The following is a 26,166-nucleotide window of genomic DNA, read 5'->3' on the forward strand; positions in this document are numbered from 1 at the left end:
CATAACTGGTATAAATTTAATGCATTAACAGATTAGCAAAATTGGTGGAAAAGAGGCGAGGTGTTTCTATGGAACGAACGATCGGAGATGACGAATTATGGTTATGTAAGCTGCTTCACGACAACCTTCAGCTTCCTGTCCGTCTGCTGAAGACTGATCGCACCGTTGAAGCTGTATTCGATTCGAGGCATGGTGCACCAGCGCATCCGCTCGATCCGGATAGCAATACGGTACCTGCAGGCATTTTCTCGGACGATTCGCCGTACGATATCCCGTGCTTTAGCAAATGGAACGGGTTCGATCAATACGTCTGGCTGCGCTTCGGCGAATTGTCCGGCCGAGAAGGGGCAATCGTGATCGGGCCGACGGTAAGCTCGAATGTGACGGACGAGATGCTAGAAGGTTTCCTGTACGATTACCGTATATCAGGGATCTACCTCGATTCGTTGCGGGACTACTATCGGCAATTGCCCATGGGCTACCAAAAATCGATGCTTCATGCTGGAACGTTGCTGTACTATTTGTTCTACCATAGGCCGCTCGACATAACAGAAGTAATCGACTGTAGCGTTCCATACCGCCGGCCTCATGCGTTAAACGACGAGTTGGAACAGCGTCTGATGGACAAGCGGTTAAGCTTGAGCTTCCATCATCATTTGAACCCGGAGAAGATGTTGATGCAATGTATAAAGGAAGGACGCAAAGAGGAGATCGTTCGGTATTACGACCTCATTCCGAGGGAGAATGCGGGCGTCTTGTCCCGCAGAAGCCAGCTCCGCAATGAGAAAAATTTGGCCATCTGCGTCGTGACGCACGCCATGCAGGCCGCGATCAACGGTGGCTTGTACCCAGAGGTGGCCTTCACCGCCAGCGACCTCTGGATTCAGCATATCGAGGAACTCCATGACGTGGAAGAGGTCGCCAAAGCCATCCAAGAGGTGTTGTTTGATTTTGCGGAACGTGTCAGCCGTCAGCGCTTTTCCCGCTGTTCCAAGCCGATCGCGGTCTGCCAGAACTATATTTTTAACCGAATCTATGAGCCAATCAAGCTGACCGAGCTTGCGGAAGTAGCCGGCGTCCATCCGGCGTACCTGTCGAAGCTGTTCAAGCAAGAAACGGGCGTGACCGTCTCCGAATATATCCAGCGGCAGAAAGTCGAAGAAGCTAAGAAACTATTAGCTTTCTCCGACGCTTCTCCGCTTCGCGCCGCCAGCCTGCTCAATTTCCATGACCAGAGCTATTTCACGAAAGTGTTCAAGAAATATGCCGGCGTGACGCCGAAGCAATACAAGGATCGTACCGTCTAATCGAAAGAAACGATTGAAGAAAGCTTTGCAGATGCAAACAACTCCATGGGATATCGCCATTTACGGGGGTTACAGAACATGAAAAAAGATCGCCAACACCTTGCAATGCAAGCGTGAGGGCGATCTTTAATTATTTCACTTTGACGGCATGGCGGAAGGTAATTTCCCTTGAACAACAGTCAAACAATCTATTTCATTTGATTCATTCAAAATTAACAGCTTCAGTTATGCATGCTTCTCGAACAATGATTCCAGAAGTTCCGCAGCTTGCTCCTCGTCTGGACCGTCGAACGTAAGCGTAAGTACTGTACCTTTTTTCGCTTCCATGCCCATAAGTCCCAAAATGCTCTTCACGTCGGCAATGATATTGCGTTCTTCCCATATGATTCGTATTTCAGACTGGGTGGAAGAGGCGGCACCGCTCACCTGTTTGGCAAATAGAACATGAAATCCATCGGTCGGCATTTCGATTTTGATTGCTTTCATTCAGCTTCCTCCTCAGGTGGTGACTAAACTTTTTTGGCGTTATTCAAATCTTCAACGATTTGCGGATACTCTTTGTCCAGCTTATATGGAATCAGAGTGACTAGAAGAACCAAGGTTAAGATGATAGGCAAATAAACATACATGAATTGAATGGCATTGGTTGCAGCCGCACTAATTGTCTCCTGACCACCCACATAACCGCCTAGAGCTAGCAACCATCCAACAATTGCTGCCCCTATGCCGCTGCCAGCCTTTGCTCCAAAGCTGCCCGCACTATAGACAAGCCCCTCCGAACGCATACCTGTTTTCCACTCTCCGTATTCGATCGTATCTGCCAGCATGGCAAAGCTCGAGGCAGCAATTGGAACAGCTCCAATAGATTTGATGATTGAGGCGATAATTAAAATCGTTAGATTCGTTGGATCGGTCATCAGGGTTATACTTCCTAACGCTGAGATAATTAATCCGGAAATCGCCGAGTTCCGTTTGCCGAACTTTTTAATAATGGGTGCTACAAATAGTAATCCGATCAATAGTGGAACAATGCTAATTATTCCCAGTAAACCTACCAAATCTTTGTTATGCAAAATATACTGGGCATAGAAAATGCCAACTGCATTTCCAACGGCGACGGATATATTAGATACAAGAATAAATAGGGCGATCATGATCCAGTATTTATTCCGAAACAATGCTTTGAAACCCCTTTTAAAGGGGATGTCCTTCTGTACGACTGAAGGCTTCACTCGTTCCTTCGTCGAACGGAATGTGATGAGGAACAAAACTGTAGCGATTGAGCCGTATACCACAAATGTTCCAAACCATCCACTTTTGCCCCCGCCAAACGAGTCAACTAAAGGTAAAGTCATTGTCGAAACAAGTAATGTTCCAATCATCGCACAGAGCGTCCTGAAAATATTGAGAAGCGAGCGTTGATACGAATCTTGTGTAATCATCGAGTTCAGAACACCATAGGGGACATTTACTGCCGAATAAATAATATTCACTAACAAGTAGGTTGCGTATGCGTAAATCAGAGTACCAACAGATCCGAGGTTCGGAGCTGAAAATAGTAGAACACCCGAAATACCAAATGGAATAGCGAGCCAAAGCAGCCATGGACGAGCTTTCCCGTGCTTGCTTTTTGTCTTGTCGACAATCGCACCAACTCCGATATCAATGAAGGCATCGAATACGCGCGCGACCAACAGGAGCGTACCGACAGCTGCGGCTGAGTTCCCTACAATATCGGTGTAGAAGAACGTTAAGAACATTCCAGCTGCTGTCCAAATAAAGTTACTAGCCAAGTCACCAACACCGTAACCAAGTTTCTCTCCAAACTTGATTTTTTCGGTTTCCATGAAGATTTCTCCCATCTTTTACTAAACTAATTATTATTCAATTGTTGAATAAGCCCGTCCAGCATTTCTTCGGTGAACATGCCTTGACTCATCATGGCCAACATACGTAGCGGCATATAATTTAACATTTCAGTTAAAATTTCTCCCGTGCCTTCTCCCAGGTTTTCCGCAGCTTCACTACCCTCTAGCATCAACCCCATACCCTTTTGAATCTGCATAATCAATCCTTGTGCGATTGGCGCTTTTTTCGGATCGCTCATTAGATCGATCATCATCGTATTTCGGTCGACTTTGAGTTTCAAAGCAACTGTCGACTGCACATGAATTGTATCGCTTAAGAGAATATCTTCACACGAGCGTCCAATCATAATTTCAAAGTTACCGGACTCCACATACCAATCCTTGATATCTACGTTGTAATAAGCAAATGAGCGATGATCCAGTTTAAATGTAACGGTTTTCTTCTCCCCAGGCTGAAGTTCAATTTTAGTGAAGCCCTTCAATTCTTTGAATGGGCGCATCACTGTACTCTGCACATCGCGGACATAAAGCTGAACAACTTCTTTACCAGTACGTGATCCTCTATTCTGTACAGTTAAGTGTACGTTTACGGTATCCGTATCTTTGATTCCTTTGTTATCCATGACTAGATTGGAATATTCAAAGGTCGTGTAGCTTAGGCCGTGACCGAACGGAAATAGTGGCTTCACTTGTTTCGTATCGTGATAGCGATAGCCAACGAAAATTCCCTCGCGATATTCGACCCGATTGCCTTCACCTGGGAAGAACAAGAACGAAGGGGTGTCGCTTAGCTTCATTGGAAATGTCTCGGTCAACTTTCCGCTTGGATTCACTTCGCCGAATAATAAATCAGCGATGGCACCACCTGCCGCCTGACCGCCCAAATAGGCTTCGAGAATCGATTTGGCTTGATTGATCCAAGGCATTTCAATCGCAGAACCGTTCATAAGTACGACGATCACGTTGCTCTGAACAGACGCTATCTCTTCGATCAGCTGGCTCTGGTTCGCGGGCATATGAAGGTGCTTACGGTCGTAGCCTTCGGATTCGTAACGATCAGGAAGCCCTGCAAAGATGACGACTGCATCCGCTTTTCCGGCTGCTTCCTTTGCTTCTTCGATCAATACGGTGTCCAAATCATCACTTTCCAAATGGAAGCCCTGCGCGTACACAATCGAGGCAGAATCTCCTGCCAACTTTTTGATTTTTTCAATCGGTACATCTAACTGAGTCGGATTGATATGAGAGCTGCCACCACCTTGATATCTCGGCTTTTGTGCGAATGGACCCACAATTGCTAATTTCATTCCTTTGGCCAGTGGAAGCAGATCGTCTTCATTTTTTAGCAGAACCATTGTTTCACCTGCAACGGTACGTGCCAGACGGTGATGTTCGTCCTTGTCGTAAGTCGCGTTCGGTTTTTTGTTATCCACACTCATAAAGATGATGCGCAAAATTCGTTCTACAGCACGATTAAGCAATTCTTCTGACAACATGCCATTTTGGACAGCCTCTATGATCTTACGGTCGTTAGCCCCTCCGCTTGAAGGCATTTCTAACTCTTGTCCGGCTAAAAGACCATCTACCCGATCATTGTTTGCGCCCCAATCGGTAACGACGAATCCTTCATGACCCCATTCTTCCTTCAAAATATCGGTAAGCAAAAATTCATTTTCGGAAGCGAATGTGCCGTTGACTTTGTTATAAGCACTCATGACCGTCCATGGCTGAGCATTTTTTACTGGACCCTCGAAACTTGCCAAATAAATTTCACGCAGTGTACGTTGGTCAACAATCGTATCTATCCCACTACGACGATGTTCTTGGTTGTTTGCCGCAAAGTGCTTCAACGAAGTGCCTACTCCTTGGCTTTGTACACCTTGAATATGACCGGTTGCCATTTCTGAGGACAGGAAAGGATCTTCAGAGAAATATTCGAAGTTGCGGCCGCAAAGAGGAGAACGTTTGATATTGGCGCCTGGTCCTAAGAGCACAGCTACGTCCTCCGCCTGACACTCTTCACCAAGTGCTACACCTACGTCGTGGATCAACTCTCGGTCCCAAGAACTGGCCATACCGGCTGCCGAAGGAAAACAAGTTGCAGGTACGCTCTGAGATATCCCCAAATGGTCTGTTTTTTCCTGCTGCTTGCGCAGTCCGTGTGGGCCGTCAGTAACCATAATGCTAGGAATGCCAAGGCGTTCTACCCCTTTTAATCTCCAAAAATCTAAACCGGAGCACATGCCGGCTTTTTCTTCTAAAGTCATCTTTGCAATAAGAGATTGAATATCCCGTTTCATAAATAAAAGCCTCCTTGAATGTAAATATCAATACAACACCTATTATTTCATGGAGTCTGTTTCATTTGTGGTATAATTTTAAGAAAACTGGTACGTAGAGAGGATTAATAGTGGTCAATGTTCACGGACAAAGCACTAGATTTCCCGTATCATGAAACAACGAGTAGAAGAAGCAAAAAAGCTGCTTCATATGACAAATGATACAATTTCATCCATTGGATTGAGATTGAACTTCTATGATCAATCTCACTTTATTAAAAGCTGATGTACGGGCAGGATTATGGGTTGACGATTCATAGTGTTGAGGGGGAAGGAACGCGAGTGACACTGCGGTTCCCGTCGCAAGCGGGTAGTGTGTAGCGGGTAGTGGCTCTTGTGGCGACGATTGCGGCTTGGGCAGCGTGAGGCGAGGTTTGAGCGCTATCCCCGCTCCGCCTAACGAATCCTGGTATCCTTATTTCGCTCAAATCGCCCATTACGGCAGGTTAACGAATCCTACACACGCTATTCCCCGTTTTGACGGGATATTTCTCCGAAAAAAGGGGCAATAGTGATATTAGGATTCGTTAGCTTAAAAAGTTGGCTCATTTCACGCCAATAAGGCTCGTACGATTCGTTAGCCGTCAAGGCCATGCAACGAAAAGAACCTCCTTTTCTACGATCGTCGTAGGATTGGAGGTTCTTTGCTTTATGCATTCTTGCGACTCAAAGTCCTATCGATTCCCGTCCGGCTTCAGCCAGAACTCGAACTGCAGCTGCTGGTTCGAAGGTATCCGGTACTCCTCATGGACTGGCGCACCCCAGCTATCATCGCCGCCCACGCCCATTTGTCTGCCGGCAACCGTGATTACGGTGTAATGCACCGGCGGCAGCTCATAACGATGCTGGGCATGCTCAAGCTCAAAAGCTGTGTATGGCGAGATCGCACATTCTACCGGATGATGCGGATCCGCTTGAATTACGATTCCCGTACCTTCAGCATCCAGCACCCGTACGCGGCGAACGCCCATCCGATTGCCAGACTCTTGCGGGACGAGATAGGCGGAGACATTATCCTCTGCTCGGTTCTCGAAACAGCCAAGTCGTGCTCCGTGGCAGCGATCCGCGTAGTTCTCTTCAGGTCCCATCGCATACCATTGCAGTTGGTTGTACGCGGCTGGCACTTTGAAGCTAAGTGCGAAGATCGGAAGATCGGGCAGTCCCTCGATGCCTCGATAAGCCGAATGAACACGAAGGCTTCCATCCCGATATACCTTATAAGCAACGGTTGACCTTAGCTCCGTGCTGATGCTCAGTGCATAAGTGAAGGTGACGGTTACCCCGTCCTCCTGTTCCGTGAACTGCACATCCATGCATTTCGGCGCGAGACTGGCTGCATACCATGCCGCCGCATGGAAGCCCATCTCCGTCCCGCGGTCATTATCCGTTGCAGCCCGCCAGAATAACGGCTTAGGAGGCACTGCGATCATTTCGCGGCCTGCATAGTTCACGGATACGAGGCTTCCCAACTGCTTGGAGAAGATGATCGAGAAGTCTCTGCCGTGAACGCCGATGTTGACATCCCCATGAACGATGTTCAACCCTGTCGAGATGGCATTTGTTCCAGCTCCAGCTGCAACCGTGCCAGCCGCTACAACCTCTTCAATCTGGAACACGTATTGGCCGAATGCCGCCTCATGTCCTGCTTCTGCCCATAATGTGCTTTCACTTAATCGGAGTGAGGCATCGATCCAGTATTCATCCGGTGTAAGCCTACTCGATTGATTGAATTCTAGCGGGAGTCTCTGTTCCGTCAATGGCGCAACGCTCGGATGCAGAACGAGACGCTCCAGCACGCTGCCTTCTTTATACAGTGTACACTCCAGCACATAAGCGTCCGTGCTAATAAACAAATTCTCATTGATTACCGTCACGCTATCCCGATCCGGCACCAGCTTTACGTTCTGGTACAGGTATTTGACTTCCTGCATCTTTGGCGACAGGGTCCGATCCGCATAGACGATCCCGTTGCCGCAGAAGTTATAATCCGTTGGCCGGTCGCCATAATCGCCTCCATAGGAGAGATATTCGTTGCCGAAGCGATCAACCTTGATTAAGGATTGATCCATGAAGTCCCAGATGAATCCCCCCTGGTACATCGGATATTTGTTCTCAAGCTCGGTATACTTGTGCATACCCCCGAGCGAATTCCCCATCGCATGCATATATTCGCATGTGATGTACGGCTTTGTCGGATTGTCATTCAGATAAGCCTCCACATCGGTGACCTTCGCATACATCCGGCTCTCCATATCACTGGTCTCATTGAACCGCCGATCATGGAATACCCCTTCGTAATGCACGAGTCTCCCCGGATCAGATGCACGGAAGTACTCAGATACCTGATAAATAACTTCCCCGCCATACGACTCATTGCCGCAGGACCAGATCAAGATCGAAGGATGGTTCTTGTCCCGCTCGTACATGGACACCGCCCGATCCATCACGATATCCTTCCATTCCGGACGATCACCCGGAACAACCCATGATGGATCGACAGCCCCCAACTTCTGCCACGAACCATGGCTCTCCAGATTCATCTCATCGATGACATAGATACCGTATTGGTCACACAGCTCGTACCAGAGACTTTGATTCGGATAGTGTGATGTACGAACCGCATTCAGATTATTCTGCTTCAGCGTACGGATATCGAACAGCATATCTTCCTTCGTAATGGCACGGCCGCGACGGCAGTTGAACTCGTGGCGGTTCACCCCTTTGAAGACGATCCGTTTCCCATTGAGATGCATAACCTTATCGATCATCTCAAATTTGCGGAAGCCTACCTGCTGCGGTACAACCTCGACAAGATTACCTTGGCTGTCATAGAGAGAGATCAGCATGAGGTACAGCTGCGGGTGCTCGGCGCTCCATAACATCGCCTGTGCCACATGGATCGTGACAGCAGCTCCGTTTGCTGCGTCTACCCGTTCCCTCCCAACGATTTTCTTGTTCAGGTCCCACAATTCAATCTCAATATGTCCCTCCGTATCGCCTTGCAATTGAAACTGCGCATGAAGCTGACCCGATTCGTACAGCGCATCCAAGTCCGTCTTCACCGATAAATTGTGAATATGTATCGAAGGCACCGTGTACAAATAGACATCCCGGAAAATGCCGGAGAACCGCCAGAAATCCTGATCCTCCAACCAGCTGCCCGTGCTGCGCTGATAGACCTCAACAGCCAGCTTATTGACACCATCTTGCACGAGTGAGGATAGATCAAACGCCGCAGGCGTAAAGCTATCCTCGCTGTAACCGACAAATTGTCCATTCAGCCAGACATAGAACGCCGACTCGACACCTTGAAAGGAAATATACACCGGTTGCCCAGCAAAATGCGGCGGCAGCTCAAACTCCTTTACGTAACTGCCTACCGGATTCCGCTGCTGTGGCAACTGCGGAGGTCGAAGCGCCTCTATGCCATCCCATGGATACTGAGTATTCACATACTGCGGATGATCAAACCCTTGTAGCTGAATATGCCCCGGCACCTCAATAAAGGACCAGCCACTGCAGTTATGCTCCATCTGATAGAAATCTCCAGGGCGGCTATCCGGGTGTACCGAATAAGCGAACCGCCAGCGCCCGTTCAGATCATGTCGCATGGACATTCCTGAATCTCGGAGCGCTTCCTCCTTCGTGTGATAATAGCGGTGATCCGAATGGGCTGGCAGCCGATTCACTGCAAATACTTGAACATCGCTTAGCCAATCTAACGTAGGTGTAGTGCTCTTCATGAATATCTCTCCTGTTCCCTCGAAATAGTAAGCGCCTTCATTTCGATACACGAACATCGCAGACACGAAATCAGACATGTCATGCAGATCGCTTTTCACGATTCTCGTCCATTGCAATCGAAGCAATCGCCCGGATATAACAGGTGTTCTCCCCGAATCGCGCGAAATGACCTGACGTCGCTTAAATATCCCCTATTATAAACAGCAAGAAACGGCTTGTATATAATGGAAGTCAATTCCCTAGAAAAATAGCCACCTGCAAGGGTGGCTATTCTCTATCTATACTATTTATTTCATTACATTCTGCTTCACAAATTACTCGTGTTCATCATCTACGGTCTAAGATATCGAGCTGCAATGCCTTCCACACCAATTGGGCGAACTGGCTGTTCGACCATGCGAACCAATCACGGGTAAAGATCGATGGATCGTCTTTATGGAACCCTTCATGCATGAAGCCTGTGTCTGCATCGGTTGATTCCATAATCTCGATCATTTGTAAGATTTCATCCGGGTTCACGGCGGTTAATCCTTGCATCGAATAAGCAAGATGCCAGACGTAATCCGGCGGCGTATGCGGACTTCCGATGCCGCTCAGCTTGTCACCCTGATAATAGTAAGGGTTGTCCTCGCTTAAGATAAAAGCGCGTGTATTCAAATACGCAGGATCATCTGCAGCGCAATAGCCGATGTAAGGCGCTGACATCAAATTCGGCGTACCCGCGTCATCCATGAGGATGTGATTGCCGTATCCGTCTGTCTCAAAGACGTACATACGTCCATACTTCGGATGATTGATCATGCCGTAGAGCTCAATCGCATGCTGGATCTCTTCCTCCATCTGCGCCATACGTGCGACGAGATGCTCATCGCGATAGACATAACGTGCAATTTCCTGCATGTGGCGAAGTGTGACCACCGCGAACATGTTCGATGGAATGTTGAAATGGAAGTCGCAGGCATCGTCGCTTGGACGGAATCCTGACCAGATAAGGCCCACGTTATTAACCGGCATTCCTAAACCTTGTTTGCGTAACGTATCGATCATAATGCCGTTGTGCCTTTGGAAGCGATAGGCCGACAGCTCGGCGTGCTGCTGCTCAATGCGCCATACGTCGAGCATCGAGATCAGAGCATCCTTGAACGTCTCGTCGAATATGCTGGTACGGCCCGACTCCTTCCAATAATGATAGGCAAGTCGGAACGAGAAGCACATGGAATCCAGCTCGAACTTCCGCTCCCATACCCATGGCGAGCTTGTCGTCTCATCCGTTGCATTCCAATGCCAGTCATTCGCTGTCTCATTAAATGCATTCGCATAAGGATCAATCTGAATATAGAACATGTGGCGTCTGATCACGCCTTCGAGAATACGCTGCAGCTCTACATCGCCCTTCGCGAAAGGAACATAATGGATGACCTGCTCAACGGAATCGCGAAGCCACATCGCAGGGATGTCCCCTGTCAGCACGAAAGTCGTCCCGTCATCCAGCAGTTTGGTCGTCGTCTCAAGCGTGTTCGGGAAACAGTTCCGAAACAGCTTGCTTAACTTCGGACGATGCGCAAGACGCTGCTCGGCCTCTGCAAGGGCGCCTTGTATCGCCTGCGGCAGCGGAAATTTCGGCACATCAATGGTCGGTAATCGATGATCTTTCAAGTGGTCTCTCTCCCTCTCCTACCTGGTCATTTGTTAACAACGTACAGGCTTGTCTGGTGCAAATCTTCTACGTTGCCGCCTACCATAATCCGGAATTCCCCTTGTTCGACGATCCACTCCAAGTTCGGACCGACGAACTGTAATTCTTTAGCGATGATCGTAAATTGCACGGTCTTCGTTTCAGCCGGCTCCAAGTAGATTTTGCGGAAGCCTTTTAACTCCTTCGCAGGTCGTGTCACCGAACTTACCACGTCGCTCACGTACATTTGCACAACTTCTTGGCCAGCCATGCTGCCCGTATTCGTCACGTCAACCGAGACGATACATGGTTCATTCCATGCGATATGCGACTGATCAAGCCGTAGATTATCGTATTGGAAGCTCGTGTAGCTTAATCCGAATCCGAATGGATATTGTGGATTTAAATCTGTCTCCACATAACGTTTCCCTTTGGTTCGCTTCGTGTTATAGGAAATCGGCAGTTGTCCCACATGCTTAGGGATAGACAAAGTTAGTCTGCCTGAAGGGTTATAATCGCCGAATAGGACATCTGCGATGGCGTTCCCGCCTTCTTGGCCCGGATACCAGGCTTCGAGAATCGCATCGGCGTGATCGTCGACCCACGGCTCTATAATCGGCCGTCCGTTCAGGTAGACGACAACGAGCGGCTTGCCTAAGGCACGGAGCTCCTTGAGCAGATCCAGCTGAACGCCTGACAACCCTAGTTCCGCGCGGTCAAATCCTTCGCCGCAATCCATGTCGCTAAGAACGGATTGATCGGTGATGACTGCAGCACCCGTCTTCAAATCGATGGTTCCTTCCCCGAAATCTCGTGCGCTGGAGCCACCGACGACAGCGATAATCGTGTCGGCTTCCGCTGCACATTGCATTGCGGTCTGGAATCCTTCTTTCGATGGATCCTTAATGCGGCATCCAGGCGCATATTTCACTTCTACTCGCCCGGCGCATTTCTGCGAAACGCCATCTAACACGGTAACGATTTGCTGCCGCTGCTGCGGCGATGTATAATCTCCCAATTGGTTATAAATGTTGTTCGCATTCGGGCCAACAACTGCAATCTTCCCAAGCGATGCAGACAGTGGGAGTGTGTTCGCGTTATTCTTCAACAAGACGATGCCTTCACGGGCCGTTGTTCGAGCGAGCTCGATATGCTCAGCCTTGCCGATGGTATTGGCTGCATGCGTCGGATCGACATAAGGACGTTCGAATAGTCCGAGCTCGAACTTCATTCGAAGCACTCTCCGCACAGCCTCATCGATTTCCGATACGTTTAGCTTGTTGCTCTCCACAGCGCTCTGCAAATATTTGCCGAAGTTGTCCCCTGACATCTCCATATCGACACCGGCACGAATGGCAAGACATGCCGCATCTTCTTCATTTTCCGCGATCTGGTGGCCGTGATACAACATGTTGATCGCGCCGCAATCCGTGATAACGAAGCCCTCGAATCCCCATTGTTCGCGAAGAACATTAGTTAGTAGCTCTTGATTAGACGTACACGGAACACCGTCAACTTCATTGTAGGCCGTCATGATGGACCGAGCGCCTGCTTCAACCGCGCGCTGGAATGGCAGCAGATCCTTCTCCTTCAACTCTCGCGGACCCAAATGTGCAGGGGCTGCATTGCGCCCCCCTTCCGAAGCGCCATAACCGACGAAATGCTTCAGCGTTGCAATAATCGATTGATCCGAGTTCAAAGCATCCCCTTGCAATCCATGAACAGCGGCAACAGCCATTTCACTAATCAGAAAAGGATCCTCGCCGAAGGTCTCCTCCGTGCGTCCCCATCTAGGGTCTCGTACAACATCAAGCACCGGCGAATACGTTGCCGTGCCGCCTTGCGCACGCGTCTCAACTGCAACGACGCGGCACATTCGCTCGAATAATTCCACATTCCAGGTGCTGCCCATCCCGATCGGAACAGGGAAGACCGTCGATCCAATCGCCATATGGCCGTGCGAGCACTCCTCACCGAACAGAATCGGAATACCGAGTCGCGTATGCTCGATCGCATACTTTTGAATTTGATTCGTCACTTCTGCGCCTTCGCGAGGAGACAAGCCCGTCTCTAACGTAACACCCGTCCACGGATCAGCCCGTAATACACCGTATAACGAGCCGACACCGCCTTTCGCAATGGCTTCCTTGAAGGATTCCGTCAATTCAACTATATCGCCTGCACGCTCATAGGTTTGCCAGCCAAACGGCTGTACGAGCTGACCTATTTTTTCTTCGAGGTTCATTCGTTCGATCAAATCCGCTGCACGCTCGTCGATGGAATAAGAAGCATCTAAATATTTCATCGTTCACCTCTCCTTACGATCATCTCTCCTTTACCAAGTCCGCCAAGCTAGAATACCGGCGTTCATGCTGCGGCATGCATTCATGGCCGCTTCCGGCGTTTGGAGCTGCTCACCCCAAGTCACGAGATAACGGAATTCATAGAATCCGCCAAGCGTTGCTGTGAAATTCGTCTCCCAATAGTTGTTCATCGCCCAAGAATACAAATGTCCTGGATCTTGCGCCAATCTGGCATCCCCGTTCAGAAGACGGAATTGATGCTCGAGCGAGCCAAGCTGAATCAGCGGCGTATCCGGCATCGCGATCGCAACACCGCGTTGATCCGCAACATAGGCAGCCCCTTCACCTAAGCAATAATAATCCGCCAAGCTGCCCGGTAACTGATCTTTCCGAGGACGTACCAACGCGTCCATCTTATCGATCCATAATTCCTCTGTCTCGCTAGTGATTGGATTTCCGAATGGAAGCGATATATATAGATTCTCTGGATCCCATACACTATCCTTGTGCATGCGAACAGCTACATCCACGCGAGGATGATTCGCATAAGCCGTGACGAATAGCGAATAATGCGAGCAGCCTGCAACCTCGAATGTAAGCTGTACTGTGCCGTATACATCACCTTGTGTCACGATTTCGACGTTCGTCAAGACACCTACCGAAATTTCCGCATCCGGCCCTTTGCGGTTGCGGCCCATCTTCCGGCGAACTTCGTACATATCGCTAACCTTCGACGCACGGGTAATATCGTACACCGGCGTAAAGGCGTTGTGGTTGCGATCGCTGCGCAGCATGTCTTTCGATGTCCGTTTATCGATCCAAGACGTAATGCCCGCACCCCTCGTCCACTCGATGCGAACATATGGCGTATCGATATAGGTCGATGTCACCTTGAATGCTCGTCCAACGCTTGAAATATCCAGATCCATCATGCGGTCCGAACCGACGACATCGTTCTGGTAGGCGGTTCCTGGCTTGCCCGGTGCGATGGCTTGAATATGAATCGTCTTCTCCTCACCAGGCTGAAGCGTAACCGGGATGCTGACGATAACGCCGCGCGGTGCCACGCGAAGCTGAGATGTGTAGACCTCGCCCGTGTTCACGTCCCGAACTTCGAACCCATCCTTGATCACATCGTGATGCCAGCCCTCCATAATGAAATGCGAGAAATCCTCCTGAACGTACTCGAACGGATTGTGCATCTTGAACTTCATCGGCCGATCAGGTGCGAGCAGCGCGTCCCCCTTATGCTCGAGGATGTCATACAACGCACGATGCGCTGCCGTGCTGGCATTGGCTGCAAATGCTTCCTTGCGTAATCCCAATTCCTGAACGAACGGATTCCACGGCTCCGTCACTGAAGAGTGGTAGCCCCAAGTATGCTCTGCGAACAACGTCAATTGGTATTCCATGTCCTTCATCGCTTCCGCGGATACAATCTCACCGTTCGGATCCAAGCGTCTCACCTTCTGGTAGACCCGCTGTGCCTCGCGATAGACCTGCACATGCTTCGGTGTCGAGCCTACGCCGTCCGTCCACCAATCCGGCCAATCGCCGCGATGTACTGGAATATCCTCAGGATGCTTCTCGGCATGCTCCCGAACTTCCGCGAAGAAGTCGTCCAAAGTTGCAAGTTCAATGGTTATCCGATCGCCGTGTTTCTCGTTCCACTGCTGAATGAAGTCCATCACCACCGCATTCGGCGAGCTGTTGTCCGTTGGCAGTCCCGAGAACATCACCGGCGCGAAGCGGAACGCATATCCATCCTGCTCCAAACGTTCGATGTAGCGCTGAATCCGAATCTCTGCCATCTCGAATGTCATGCCTTTGCTTAAGTCGAGTTCGTCTTTGATTGTATACTTGCCGCCAAGCCCTGTAACCAAGCCTAAATCATTGCCGAACACGTAGTGCTCGCCATTCCACGTCAAGAGTCTTTCGCCGCTCGGCATCTCCCACCAGAACGGCTGCTGCTTCTTCCAGAGCGGGAACATCGAATGATGCGTATGAATGCAGGTGATCAAGTTCTGAATGCCAGCATCCAGCAGCACTTGACCATATCCCCAGCTAAATCCGGTAATATCGGCTGTCATCGCAGATGTCACAGGAGACTGAATCGACACCCCATAGTCGCGAATGCGCCCAAGCATCGATTCGAAGAGTTCTTTCCCGATCAATTCGCTCATATTGAGATACGTTCCGGATAGACCGATATCCCCACGGCGAACACCTTCTTCAAATTCCTTCTTCTCTTGCTCAGTTGCTTTCTTCAAGAAGGATTCGATCGGCCAGAACGTCTCGCATACCCACTTAAATCCTTTCCATTCCGGGCGTCTTCCTGACTCGATTTCCCGCAGAATATGAAGCGCCTGACGAATGAAGTCGACATGATATTGCTGAATTTTCTCCTGCCGTTCCGTATAGCCAACATCCGTATGCGAATGATGAATGGCGTAAATCTTCCATGGTTTAGTTGCTGTCATTTTGTAAATCTCTCCTTTTCAATGGTTAGTGATCTACTCTTTGACCCCGCCCATGACCATACCTTTGACGAAATACTTCTGCAGGAATGGATAGAAGGCAAGAATCGGTAAGGCACCTACAAAGATTTGAGCCGCTTTGACGGTTCGATCCGATACGGTAGCAAGATTCTTCAACTGCTCAGCAGACATATTCGTCAAGCTGGCCTGCACGATGACAGTCTGCAAATAACTGGATAATGGATAGTTATCCTGCGAGTTCATCAGGATCAGCCCGTCAAACCAAGCGTTCCAATGCCCCACGACAGTAAATAGTCCAATCGTTGCAATCGACGGCATGGATAATGGAACATAAATGCGCCATAACGTTTTCCAGTGGCTTGCGCCATCCACGAATGCGGCCTCTTCCAATTCCTTGGGTAATCCCCGATAGAAATTCAATAATAGAATGACATTAAATACAGGAACGGCGCCCGGGATAATCAACGCCCAGATCGAATCCAGCAAACCTGTGGAACGAATGGTCATATACCAAGGAATTAAGCCGCCGCTGAAAAGAATTGTGAACACGAAATACCACGCATATCCCGTTCTGAATTTTAGTTCCCGTCCGCTCTTAGACAGCGGATATGCGATTAAGATCGATAGAAACATACTGAGCGCTGTACCTAGTACGACCCGCTTCACCGTTACCCACAAGGAGAGCAGGAACTCCCCCTTCGATAGCACGAACTCGTAGGATTTCAACGTAAAGTCTTTGGGCCACAACTTCACAATCCCGGCACTCGCTGCAACATTCGAGCTTAAGGAGACGGCTAAGATATGGATCAGCGGGATCAGGCACATCACAGCGAGCAGAATAAGGAACGTATAGTTAAACACTCGGAACATTTTACTGCCAAGAGATTTTCCTTCTACCATGTTGACACACCTCTTATGCTAAAAAATTCGATAGTCTGCGATTTTGTATGCGAGCCAATAAGATATGGAGACGAGTGCGAATGAAATGAGCGACTTGAACAAGCCTAGCGCCGTCGCGACGCCGTATTGCGCGTCTATCAATCCGACCCGATAGATTAACGTATCCAGAATATCTCCACTCTCATAAACTAGCGGACTATACAGGTTAAATATTTGGTCAAACCCGGCGTTCAACACATTCCCTAAACTTAATGTGGCCATCAGGATAATCACGGGCAGGATCCCTGGAAGCGTGATACTCCACGTCTGCTTCCAACGGTTCGCGCCATCAATGACAGCAGCCTCATACAGGCTTGGATTAATCGTGGTGAGTGCAGCTAGATAGACAATAGTGCTAAAGCCAAATTCCTTCCAGATATCGGACAGGATAATCGTGAACGGGAACCAGTTGTTGTCCCCAAGGAAGAAAATCGGTTTGATCGAAAACAACCCTAGAAATTGGTTCACAAGCCCGTTCGAAGGCGACAAAATATCAATAAGCACACCGCCAAGGATGACCCATGATAGGAAATGCGGCAAATATATCAAAGTCTGAATCCACCGTTTCACGAGGGTTTTGCCAATCTCATTCAATAGAATAGCAACCGCGATCGGAACGATTAATCCGAATATTATTTTCAACACTGCGATAAAGACGGTGTTCCACAAGACTTGATAAAAGTCTGGCATATCGAATAAATAGTGAAAGTTCTTTAAGCCCACCCATTTGGAATGGAATAACCCTTTCGACGGAATATACTTCTGAAAAGCCATTATGGATCCGACCATCGGAATATAGCTGTAGATAAACACCAGAATGATGCCAGGCACTAACATCAAGTGGAGTGGAAGTTGCTTTTTATAGTTCTTTTTCAGCAAGATGTTCACTTCCTTATATTCAAATCACACGCTGTTACAATACAGAAGGGGTAAGTTGATCGACTCTTCCTACCCCTCTTTTAACCTTTATTTATTTTTGCGAAGCGTTCCACTCGTTCACTTCTTTAGTGATTTGCTCGCCGCCGAGCTTCTTCCAATCTTCGACGAATTTATCGAATTGATCGATCGAAGCCGCGCCATAGACAATTTTCGTAAAAATTTCGTTCTCCATCTTATCTAAGGTTGCCTTCTTCTCGCCCATCGTGTCTGTCGGCGCACCGCCGTAGCCTTCGGATACGACTTTACCCGCATCCCATAGCTTCTGGAGGACCATCATAGCTCCTTCAGGACCGCTCTGATAATTCTCACCGTAGAAATTCAAGTCCCCTTCTCTGAAGGACATGATCTTATCGTACGTAGATTTCTCTTCCGGATTTAAGGCAGATGGGTCGTTATTGCTTAAGGCTTTTGCAACATTTTGCGCACGCTTCAAATCTTTGTCCGGTGCAGACATATCAATCAATGCATATTTTGCAGTCGTAATCCCTTTGCTATCAACGCCGTATTTCAAGTAGTCCGCGGAAGGACCGTACAGCTTCTCCATGAACCAATTCGACATTTTGACGGCAACTTCAGGATGCTCGTAGCCTTTCTTGACGACGAAGTAGAAATTCGCGCCGAACGGCATTTGTACGGTTGCGTCTCCGCCGTTAACGGATGGAATCGGATACACGCCCCATTCCGCTTTGTTGTTCTTCTTCTTGTTGTCTTGCAGCGGCCATTGGGAAGCCCAGCTTGGCCCAAAGAGCACACCCACGCGATCATTGACGAGAGATTCCGCGACCTTGGAGCCGTCTTTGACGCCAAACTCTTGATCGAGTTCGCCGGCCTTGTACATTTCCGCTAATTTCGCGAGCGCTGTCTTAACCTCTGGCTGAATGCTGCCGTATACGAGATTGCCAGCGTCATCCTTCTTCCAGATTCTTGGGTAAGCACCATAAGCATTGAATAAGCCGTTCATGGAAGGATAGCCATTCACGATTTCTTTGCCCAAGGCGACCCCGAATGTATCCTGCTTGCCATTGCCGTCAGGATCCTGCGTCGTAAACGCTTTCGTCATCTTCAGCACATCATCCCAAGTCTTCGGAGCCGGCAGGTTAAGCGCCTTCAACCAATCGGTACGTACCCACAGGACGGGTGTCTGTGCACCGATCATCGGCTCCGTCTTCGGCATCGCATACTGCTTGCCATCAAAGGTAGCCGACTGCAGCGCCATCGGGTCCTGCTCGAAAATGCCCTTCACAGCAGGTGTCGCATACTGCGTATAAACATCCGTCAAATCCTCGAGCATATCCGCTTCGACCAACTGCTTCAATTGAGAGGAGTTGACCATCATGATGTCAGGGATTTCACCGGAAGCAATGGAAACATTGAGCTTCTGGAAGTATTGCGCATCGGTTCCTTTTACGATCCAATCGTATTTGAGATTAATCCCCATATCCTTGTACAAGGTTTCCCAAGCGTTGTTCGATTCCGATTGACCTTCCGGATATTTAACGTCCTGCGTAATGAATTTCGCTGCCGTCAGATCAATGGGTGGGTCATATTTGCCTAACGGATCGATCGTTACATCCTGCTTGGTCTCGTTCGGAGTGGACTCTGTTGCTGCGTCCTTCTTCGTATCTTGACCGCAAGCAGATAATAAAACAGAGATGAGTAATAGACTTGCAAGCATGAAACTAATAGATTTAACCCTTTTCATATCTTGTCCCCCGTTTTGTGTTAAGTATCGTAGCTACACTGTTATTATAAAATCCGTATGGGACAGCCAACTAGTTTCCGTTCATTACATTTGTGTCTTTTATTTACTCCTTTGGATCTCTTTTGAGTTCCCGATACTCTTGAGGTGTGAGATTTGTCGCTTTTTTGAAGAAACGATGAAAATATTGCGATGACAAAAAGCCTAGCTCCGTCGCGATTTCGTGCACCTTGAGACGATCCTGCTCAAGCATCGTTTTCGATTTTTCCAGTCTCACGTCATTGATATATGTCAATAGCCCTTGCCCTGTCAGCTTCTTATACAGCCTCGACAGATACGAAGGATTGTGCCCGACAACTTCGCCAATTTTCGTTAGCGAGACGTCACCGGATATATGGGTCGTGATATAGTTCTGAATCTTGCGAATCAACTCATGCTCCTGCACATTCATACCAACCTGCTTCTGCTCGAAAATTCTTCTTGCCGTTAGAATGAATTCTTCACAGATCTGGTGCCATGTTTCAAAGCGTTCCATCTGGGTAAATTTGCTCAAATCCCGCTTTTCCTTCGTGTCGCTGTCCGAATCCATCAGGCTGTGAGGCAGCAGAACCGAGACCAGCAAGAAATACAATTCCAGCTGAACGCCGCTTGGAAAAGGTCCCGCCATTGAAGCAACGGACAACAATTCATCGAGCGTATCGAAAAAGGGCTCTTCGTGTCCGTTCTCCATGCAAGCTTTCAAATACTCGATTTTGTGTAAGTGAACCGAGGAGAGTCTCGCCCCCTCGGATCGATCTTCGTCTTTAGCGTTTCTGTTCGGCTCGAGCAGAATAAGCTCTTTGCCAATTCCAAGTCCGCTATGAAACAGAAGGTTGAGCAGATCGAATTTCTGAGGCAGCGACGTCCACTCGACTGCATCCGTCGCGAGCGCTAGTGAAATGGGACGCTTCAGCAGCCTCAAGCATGTCTGTTGAATTTCTTCCAGCATGCCTTTTACGAATAGAATTGTTCTCGTCCATCCTTCCGTTGTCGGCTCAGCTTCTGCAGGTTGAAGGAACCAGGCCATTTTATTCTTCTCATATTTCATCGACAGAGATCTCGCCATCGGCATTAGCATTTCGTTAGCGATATTATCGAGCGCAAAATAGATTAATGCGCGATCCGTCGCACTATGAATCTCACCCCAGTCATCAATGCGCACGATCAGGAGGAGACAAGGCGTGTCATCCGACAGCTTGATTTGCAGCTCTTCGAATTTGTCGCGGATCGATGCGATCGTTGCAGGGTCACCCTGTAAGATTTCACTCATGTATTGCTGCTGAAGGTAAGGAAGGGCCAGCATCTTCTGCTGCTTGGCTTGAACGAAAAGCGAATCCATGAACCGCTCCTCCTCTAAGGAAGTGGCCGCGCGAAGGATGGATTCCTTAATTTTGGCATTCCCCTCCGTCTTCAGAATATAATCGACGCTGCCTTGGCGAATGGCTTGCTGAACATACGAAAAATCGCTATAGCCCGTTAAGAAGATGACTTTGCATTTCGGCCATTGCTTCATAATTTCCTGGTGCAACTCCAATCCGCTCATCCCGGGCATACGAATATCGGAGAGCACAATATCCACCTTCGTGCGTCCCAGCCAATCCAGCGCTTCTTGCGAGGTGGCCGCCGCATAGATCTCTAATTCTATCTCTGTCACGCAATTGCATAATTCAACCAGTCCATTCAAAATCAACGGTTCGTCATCCACGATTAATATGCGATACATCCTTACTCAACCTCTTTCGATAATGGAATTTGCATGAATACGCCTAGTCCGCCCATATCATTGCGATAGACGGTGAGTCCGGAACCTGCGCCGAACTTAATCTGAAGCCGTCGATGCACGTTAATGATTCCGGTCGTCTCGATGCCGAACGAATTGTCCATGGCAAGTTTATCCGTTAGCTGCCCCAGCTCTTCATCCGTTAACAAGCTGCCGTTGTCTTCGAAGCGAAGCTGCAGCTGCTGACCCTCTACTTGGTTCGATATGCGCAAGATGGCTCCCGATGGCTTCGATTCCAACCCATGCGTATAGGCATTCTCGATGATCGGCTGCAAAATTAAGCGCGGTACAAATAGGAAATCTGTTGGGATTTGGATCGGCTCGAACGCAACTTGGATTCGGTCGCCGAATCGCATCGATTGGATATTGATATAAGCTTCCGCATGCTTGATCTCTTGACTTAACGGCAATTCCGATTTGGCATCCCGAGTAATGAATTGAAAATAATGACCCAAATAACTGACGAACTCCTTCGCTTTGTCGATATCCTCGAATTCGATTAATTGATGCAGAATAAAAAAGCTATTGTATAAAAAATGAGGATTGATCTGGGACTGAAGCTGCTTCAGCTCGGATTGTTGGCTGCGAATTTGCTGTTCATAGACTTCTTGAATTAATGATTGCAGCTGCTTGACCATCTTATTGAACTGATCGGATAAATCTCTGAATTCATCGTTGCTTCCCTGCGAGGTGCGAATGGTCAAATCCCCTTGCTCCACCCGCCGGAAGGCGGTGACCATCTTGCGCAGCGGATTGCGAATCGTTTTGAGAATCCAATACGAGAAGAGAACAATCACGATGACCGATACGATAAATAAAATCCAGAACAGCGCGTTAAATTTGTCAAAATCGCTCATGATAAACGCTTCAGGTGTATAGATCGCAAGCGTCATCTCATAGTCCTGAGACTTCTGCAGCGATACCAAATACCGCTGTCCGTCATATTTCAAAATGTCGTTGCGACTGCTGCTCTCGATCTCACGCGACACTAACAACTGCAGCTCTTGGGTAAGCGACTGAATTTGATTATTCAAGATAACGTTGTTGCTGTCATGCAAATAGAGCAATGCGCCGCCCTGATCTACGACATTGGCCAAACTCTTGCGAATCATATTTTGATCGAGCTCAATTTCGATCATGAACGCAGGAGGACGATCCGATAAGGGCGACTCAGGAAAATAAGAATTCAATAAAATTTTGCCGTTCCACCATATTAACGGCGACAATTGATGGCGCATCTGAGACCGAATTTGGAGGAGTTGATCCATGGGAACCCCTTCGGTATAATTACCAGGCTTGATTCGTTTGTCGATGGAAGGGATATAGAAGGTAACATCCGCAATATAAGAGCTGGAATCCTTGAACAAGTTTAACTTTCGCTCCAAGCGCAAGATGGATTCCCGAAGCTCATTCTCCGACAAGGCTGGCGCCACCGTTCCCAGCGTCATGACATCCTCATCGACGATCAGGGACTGCTTATACTTATCTATTTTCCGAATCTCATCGGTCAATGAGGTCAAATAGAAATTGACATTCGTCTGCATCGACTGTAATATGTGCTCCCTCAGACTATTGGCAACCTGATGGTTCAGAAAGATGCCTAACATATACACGGGTAAGATCGCGATGAGAAACCCGATCAATAGCTTGGGATAAATGGTGAACCGTTTCCTCTGCACCTGCATGATGATTGCCTCCTCTTGTTACATGAAAAATACAATAAACATTATACCTAAGTGTTACCAAAAGTCGCTGTCCAATTTTACGCCATGACCATAAAAAGCAGGCACTCTCCAACCAGAGTACCTGCTTTTTATGGCTTACGTATGATTTCTTTTGACGATTTACATATACTAGTCACTCATTTCTGAGAGTTCATGAGCATAGGGAATGGATTGAAACGCGCCTTTGCGCTGAACCACGATCGACGAGAACTTACTTGCGAACCGAACCGCTTCGACGACATGCTCGAACTGCTTTGGATCGTTCCCTTGCAGTTTTGTGCAGAAGGAACCGATAAAGCTGTCTCCTGCAGCAGTCGTATCAATCGCCTGAACTTCCTCGGCAGGAATAGATACGTTGCCGTCCGGATGACAGATCATGCTGCCCCGTTCACCGAGTGTGACAATGACGCATCCCACGCCTTGCTGCATTAATGTCGCTGCACCTTGCACCATCGATTCGTCGCGACTTGTATCGCAGCCAGTAATCACATGCATCTCGCTTTCATTCGGGATGAGAAAATCCGTCACTTGAAGCAGTTCCGCCGGAATCTCCTTCGCTGGCGCAGGGTTAACCACCGTCACTTTCCCTTCCGCCTTTGCAATGGCAAACGCGTGCTGTATCACTTCCATCGGCACTTCGAATTGAGCCACAATAACATCGGATGACGTGATGACCTCTCTGGATTGCTCCACGTCCTGCTTGGTTATACCCATATTCGAGCCTGCGCTGACGACAATCATGTTGCTGCCACGGTTACTGAACAAAATCAGGGCTTCGCCTGTCGGCAAATTCGGATCCACAAGAACATGTTCGGTATGAATGCCTTCTTGCTGCAAGGTGGATACGAGCTGTCGGCCATTCTCATCCGACCCGATTTTCCCGATAAATTGTACAGCGGCTCCTAATCGTGCTGCAGATACCGCTTGATTGAACCCTTTTCCCCCGGGACCAACCAGTTTACCAGAAGAAAATACGGTCTCTCCTTCTGTCGGGAGAGCTTCCAGCAGCAAGCTGGAATCCATATTCATACTGCCAAGTATGCATATCTTTTTCATCTTCTCTATCACCCTCTTCGCTATGATGCTTATCGAGCCTTTGCTAGGCACTCAATCGCCCATGTCCGGAATGCCTCCACATCAATATCTAGACAAACCGTTGCATTCGGTTCTCTCTGATAACGACTCATCAAGTCTACGATCGTCGTACCTGCCGTGTAAGCACCAGCGGTTTCAACGTCAACGAAGCATTTCTGCGTTTTGAACAACTCCGGCTTCACAATATAAGCAATGGCGCATAGATCATGCATTTTGAGTCCTGTTTTCAAGCTGCCGCCGCGGTAATGCTGGAACATCGAATACAGCATCTTACCCGTCTCATTCAGATCTCGAATTTCCACGACATTATCCGGTGTTAAGGTTGCTCGGTTGGTCACATCCAATCCGACCATCGTAATATCCAGACCCGATGCGAAGACCATCTTCGCTGCTTCCGGATCTGCCAAAATGTTATATTCTGCTGTCGGACTATGGTTCCCTGCGGATGCGGATCCACCCATTAATACGACTCTCTCAATCCGGGATTTGCATTCTGGATACAAGGCCAGGAACAAGGCGATGTTCGTCAAAGGCCCAATCGGCACGAGCGTAACTTTCTCTTCGCTGTTCAGAATCGTCTCTCGAATCGCATTAACTGCGTTCTCCGGATGAATGTTCTTCTTCGGCGCCGGAAATTCATAACCGTCCATACCGGACTCTCCATGAATTTCGCTTGCATCCTCGTAAGGAATGCACAGCGGCTGCCTAGCGCCCTTAGCTACAGGAATATCTTTTCCGAAAAATTCAATAAGCTTCAAGGCGTTATTCGTCGTTCTGTCAACGGATACATTTCCTGCGACCGTTGTCAGAAGCTTAACATCGAGCGCCTCATGGTATACGGCCACGCCAATGGCTACCGCATCATCAATTCCAGGGTCCGTGTCAATAATAATAGGGATTCTCTTCACGTTCATGCTGCTCAGCATCCTCTCCATTTGATGTCATAGAACCTATTCAACATATCTTTCCCAAAAGATCTGTAAAAATATCAAATAATGTGTAACCGGTTACCTATTTCGATTCCATGTTAATTCAATACGAAAGCGATGTCAACACGTGATCTTTGTTGTATAATAGCTGCATTGACAATAATTTTATGTAACCAGTACCATAGATGCACATATCATGCGTAATCGATTACATATTACCTAAGGAGTTGAGGAATAATCGCAACGATTCGAGATGTCTCTAAACTCGCTGGAGTTTCCGTGGCGACGGTTTCTCGCGTCCTGAATCAGAAAGGTTACGTCCACGAAGATACCGTGCAGAAAGTCCATAAAGCGATTGAAATGTTAAAATATGTCCCCAATGATGTCGCGCGCAGTTTATCCAAAAAATCAACCAAAACCATCGCGCTGTTCGTCCCGGATATCACGAACCCCTTCTTCAATGAACTAGCGCTTGCCGTGGAGAAGGTCTCGCAAATGTATGGATATACGACGATTCTGTGTAATACCAACGAATCATCCAAGATCGAACGCCAATACATCCAGACCCTGAAGCAAAAATATATCGACGGGTTTCTTATGGCCTCCAATACGCTGTCTGAAGACGAAATCGAACAATTGCAAGTCCCTATGGTCGCGGTGGACCGGGTTAGTTCGCCTTCTGTTCCTACCGTCTCTTCGAAAAATCGGGAAGGGGCTCACTTAGCTGTGCAGGCCCTATTGAAGCAGGGATGTACCAAAATTGCGCATATACGCGGCCCTAAAGGGATCTGGATTGCGGAGGAACGCTGCCAAGGCTATCTGGATCTGGTAGAAGATCTGCCATGGTTCACGCCGAAGCTGGTCGTGAACGGGAACTTCCAGCTGAAGGCAGCCATCGAAGCTGTGAATAAACTGTTCGATGCGCATCCAGACATTGACGGGATATTCGCGGGCAATGACATGATGGCAATTGGCGCGCTGCGTGCGCTGCAGGAGCGTGGCATCCGCGTGCCGGACCAAGTACAGGTCATTGGGTATGACGGCATTCCGCTGACGGAAATGGTCTATCCGGAGCTGTCGACCGTATCGCAGCCGATCTATGAGATGGGGATGCTCGCCGCTCGTATTCTGATCAAGAAAATCGAGCAGCAGCCTTTGGACGAGGTGAATCACAAGCTGGAGGTTGAGCTGATTCAGCGCGGAACGACGCGTCAGCGCTAGGATCAAAGTGATGGAATAACGAGATAAAGATTAATAATAAGACAAAGCAGCCTTGGTTCGATACGGG

At 48.5% G+C, this 26,166-nt stretch carries 16 protein-coding genes; 2 read left to right on the top strand and 14 right to left on the bottom strand.

Going from position 1 to position 26,166, the window contains the following annotated elements:
- Positions 1-68 precede the first annotated feature (68 nt).
- On the top strand, positions 69-1,307 hold the full coding sequence (locus C558_RS30995) for a helix-turn-helix domain-containing protein (RefSeq protein ID WP_018756816.1): 1,239 nt from the start codon (positions 69-71) through the stop codon (positions 1,305-1,307).
- 225 nt (positions 1,308-1,532) lie between these two features.
- Here the strand turns inward: C558_RS30995 and C558_RS0113530 are convergent, their stop codons facing one another.
- From C558_RS0113530 to rihC, 14 genes are all read right to left on the bottom strand, one after another.
- Positions 1,533-1,793, bottom strand: a complete 261-nt coding sequence (locus tag C558_RS0113530) for an HPr family phosphocarrier protein (RefSeq protein ID WP_018756817.1) — start codon at positions 1,791-1,793, stop codon at positions 1,533-1,535.
- 23 nt (positions 1,794-1,816) lie between these two features.
- Positions 1,817-3,154 carry an MFS transporter gene (locus C558_RS0113535; RefSeq protein WP_018756818.1) on the bottom strand — a complete coding sequence of 446 codons (1,338 nt, stop codon included), beginning with the start codon at positions 3,152-3,154 and terminating at the stop codon, positions 1,817-1,819.
- Positions 3,155-3,180: 26 nt separating this feature from the next.
- A complete protein-coding gene (locus C558_RS0113540) occupies positions 3,181-5,475 on the bottom strand; it encodes a beta-glucosidase (protein ID WP_018756819.1) in 2,295 nt (764 codons plus the stop codon).
- 713 nt (positions 5,476-6,188) lie between these two features.
- Positions 6,189-9,257, bottom strand: a complete 3,069-nt coding sequence (gene lacZ / locus C558_RS0113550) for a beta-galactosidase, LacZ type (RefSeq protein WP_026263905.1) — start codon at positions 9,255-9,257, stop codon at positions 6,189-6,191.
- Positions 9,258-9,585: 328 nt separating this feature from the next.
- Entirely contained in the window at positions 9,586-10,914 is a 1,329-nt protein-coding gene (locus C558_RS0113555) for a glycoside hydrolase family 125 protein (RefSeq protein WP_018756822.1), read from the bottom strand.
- 26 nt (positions 10,915-10,940) lie between these two features.
- Entirely contained in the window at positions 10,941-13,238 is a 2,298-nt protein-coding gene (locus C558_RS0113560; RefSeq protein WP_018756823.1) for a glycoside hydrolase family 3 N-terminal domain-containing protein, read from the bottom strand.
- Positions 13,239-13,268: 30 nt separating this feature from the next.
- Positions 13,269-15,716 carry a glycoside hydrolase family 38 N-terminal domain-containing protein gene (locus C558_RS0113565; protein WP_018756824.1) on the bottom strand — a complete coding sequence of 816 codons (2,448 nt, stop codon included), beginning with the start codon at positions 15,714-15,716 and terminating at the stop codon, positions 13,269-13,271.
- A gap of 33 nt (positions 15,717-15,749) precedes the next feature.
- A complete protein-coding gene (locus tag C558_RS0113570) occupies positions 15,750-16,634 on the bottom strand; it encodes a carbohydrate ABC transporter permease (RefSeq protein ID WP_018756825.1) in 885 nt (294 codons plus the stop codon).
- A gap of 18 nt (positions 16,635-16,652) precedes the next feature.
- Positions 16,653-17,510, bottom strand: coding sequence for an ABC transporter permease (locus C558_RS0113575; RefSeq protein ID WP_051106872.1), 858 nt, complete (start codon positions 17,508-17,510; stop codon positions 16,653-16,655).
- Between the two features lie 133 nt (positions 17,511-17,643).
- Positions 17,644-19,314 carry an extracellular solute-binding protein gene (locus C558_RS0113580; protein ID WP_018756827.1) on the bottom strand — a complete coding sequence of 557 codons (1,671 nt, stop codon included), beginning with the start codon at positions 19,312-19,314 and terminating at the stop codon, positions 17,644-17,646.
- A 103-nt stretch (positions 19,315-19,417) separates the two neighbouring features.
- On the bottom strand, positions 19,418-21,073 hold the full coding sequence (locus C558_RS0113585) for a response regulator transcription factor (RefSeq protein WP_018756828.1): 1,656 nt from the start codon (positions 21,071-21,073) through the stop codon (positions 19,418-19,420).
- 2 nt (positions 21,074-21,075) lie between these two features.
- On the bottom strand, positions 21,076-22,815 hold the full coding sequence (locus C558_RS0113590) for a sensor histidine kinase (protein ID WP_018756829.1): 1,740 nt from the start codon (positions 22,813-22,815) through the stop codon (positions 21,076-21,078).
- A gap of 168 nt (positions 22,816-22,983) precedes the next feature.
- Complete coding sequence (rbsK, locus tag C558_RS0113595; RefSeq protein ID WP_018756830.1) at positions 22,984-23,910, bottom strand: ribokinase; 927 nt, start codon at positions 23,908-23,910, stop codon at positions 22,984-22,986.
- A gap of 29 nt (positions 23,911-23,939) precedes the next feature.
- A complete protein-coding gene (gene rihC, locus C558_RS0113600; protein ID WP_018756831.1) occupies positions 23,940-24,863 on the bottom strand; it encodes a ribonucleoside hydrolase RihC in 924 nt (307 codons plus the stop codon).
- A gap of 252 nt (positions 24,864-25,115) precedes the next feature.
- On the opposite strand from rihC, the gene C558_RS0113605 reads away from it, so the two are divergent.
- Positions 25,116-26,099: a LacI family DNA-binding transcriptional regulator gene (locus C558_RS0113605; protein WP_026263906.1), complete on the top strand. Its 984-nt coding sequence runs from the start codon at positions 25,116-25,118 to the stop codon at positions 26,097-26,099.
- Positions 26,100-26,166 lie beyond the last annotated feature (67 nt).

It is taken from the genome of Paenibacillus terrigena DSM 21567, from assembly GCF_000374845.1.
Lineage (GTDB): Bacteria > Bacillota > Bacilli > Paenibacillales > Paenibacillaceae > Paenibacillus_K > Paenibacillus_K terrigena.

Excerpts from the sequence above, each read along its gene's own strand:
- C558_RS0113590 (WP_018756829.1), bottom strand. The coding sequence starts at position 22,815 with ATGCAGGTGCAGAGGAAACGGTTCACCATTTATCCCAAGCTATTGATC.
- C558_RS0113565 (WP_018756824.1), bottom strand. The coding sequence starts at position 15,716 with ATGACAGCAACTAAACCATGGAAGATTTACGCCATTCATCATTCGCAT.
- C558_RS0113580 (WP_018756827.1), bottom strand. The coding sequence starts at position 19,314 with ATGAAAAGGGTTAAATCTATTAGTTTCATGCTTGCAAGTCTATTACTC.
- C558_RS0113540 (WP_018756819.1), bottom strand. The coding sequence starts at position 5,475 with ATGAAACGGGATATTCAATCTCTTATTGCAAAGATGACTTTAGAAGAA.
- C558_RS0113530 (WP_018756817.1), bottom strand. The coding sequence starts at position 1,793 with ATGAAAGCAATCAAAATCGAAATGCCGACCGATGGATTTCATGTTCTA.
- rihC (WP_018756831.1), bottom strand. The coding sequence starts at position 24,863 with ATGAACGTGAAGAGAATCCCTATTATTATTGACACGGACCCTGGAATT.
- C558_RS0113585 (WP_018756828.1), bottom strand. The coding sequence starts at position 21,073 with ATGTATCGCATATTAATCGTGGATGACGAACCGTTGATTTTGAATGGA.
- lacZ (WP_026263905.1), bottom strand. The coding sequence starts at position 9,257 with ATGAAGAGCACTACACCTACGTTAGATTGGCTAAGCGATGTTCAAGTA.
- C558_RS0113570 (WP_018756825.1), bottom strand. The coding sequence starts at position 16,634 with ATGGTAGAAGGAAAATCTCTTGGCAGTAAAATGTTCCGAGTGTTTAAC.
- C558_RS30995 (WP_018756816.1), top strand. The coding sequence starts at position 69 with ATGGAACGAACGATCGGAGATGACGAATTATGGTTATGTAAGCTGCTT.
- C558_RS0113575 (WP_051106872.1), bottom strand. The coding sequence starts at position 17,510 with ATGTTAGTGCCTGGCATCATTCTGGTGTTTATCTACAGCTATATTCCG.
- rbsK (WP_018756830.1), bottom strand. The coding sequence starts at position 23,910 with ATGAAAAAGATATGCATACTTGGCAGTATGAATATGGATTCCAGCTTG.
- C558_RS0113560 (WP_018756823.1), bottom strand. The coding sequence starts at position 13,238 with ATGAAATATTTAGATGCTTCTTATTCCATCGACGAGCGTGCAGCGGAT.
- C558_RS0113535 (WP_018756818.1), bottom strand. The coding sequence starts at position 3,154 with ATGGAAACCGAAAAAATCAAGTTTGGAGAGAAACTTGGTTACGGTGTT.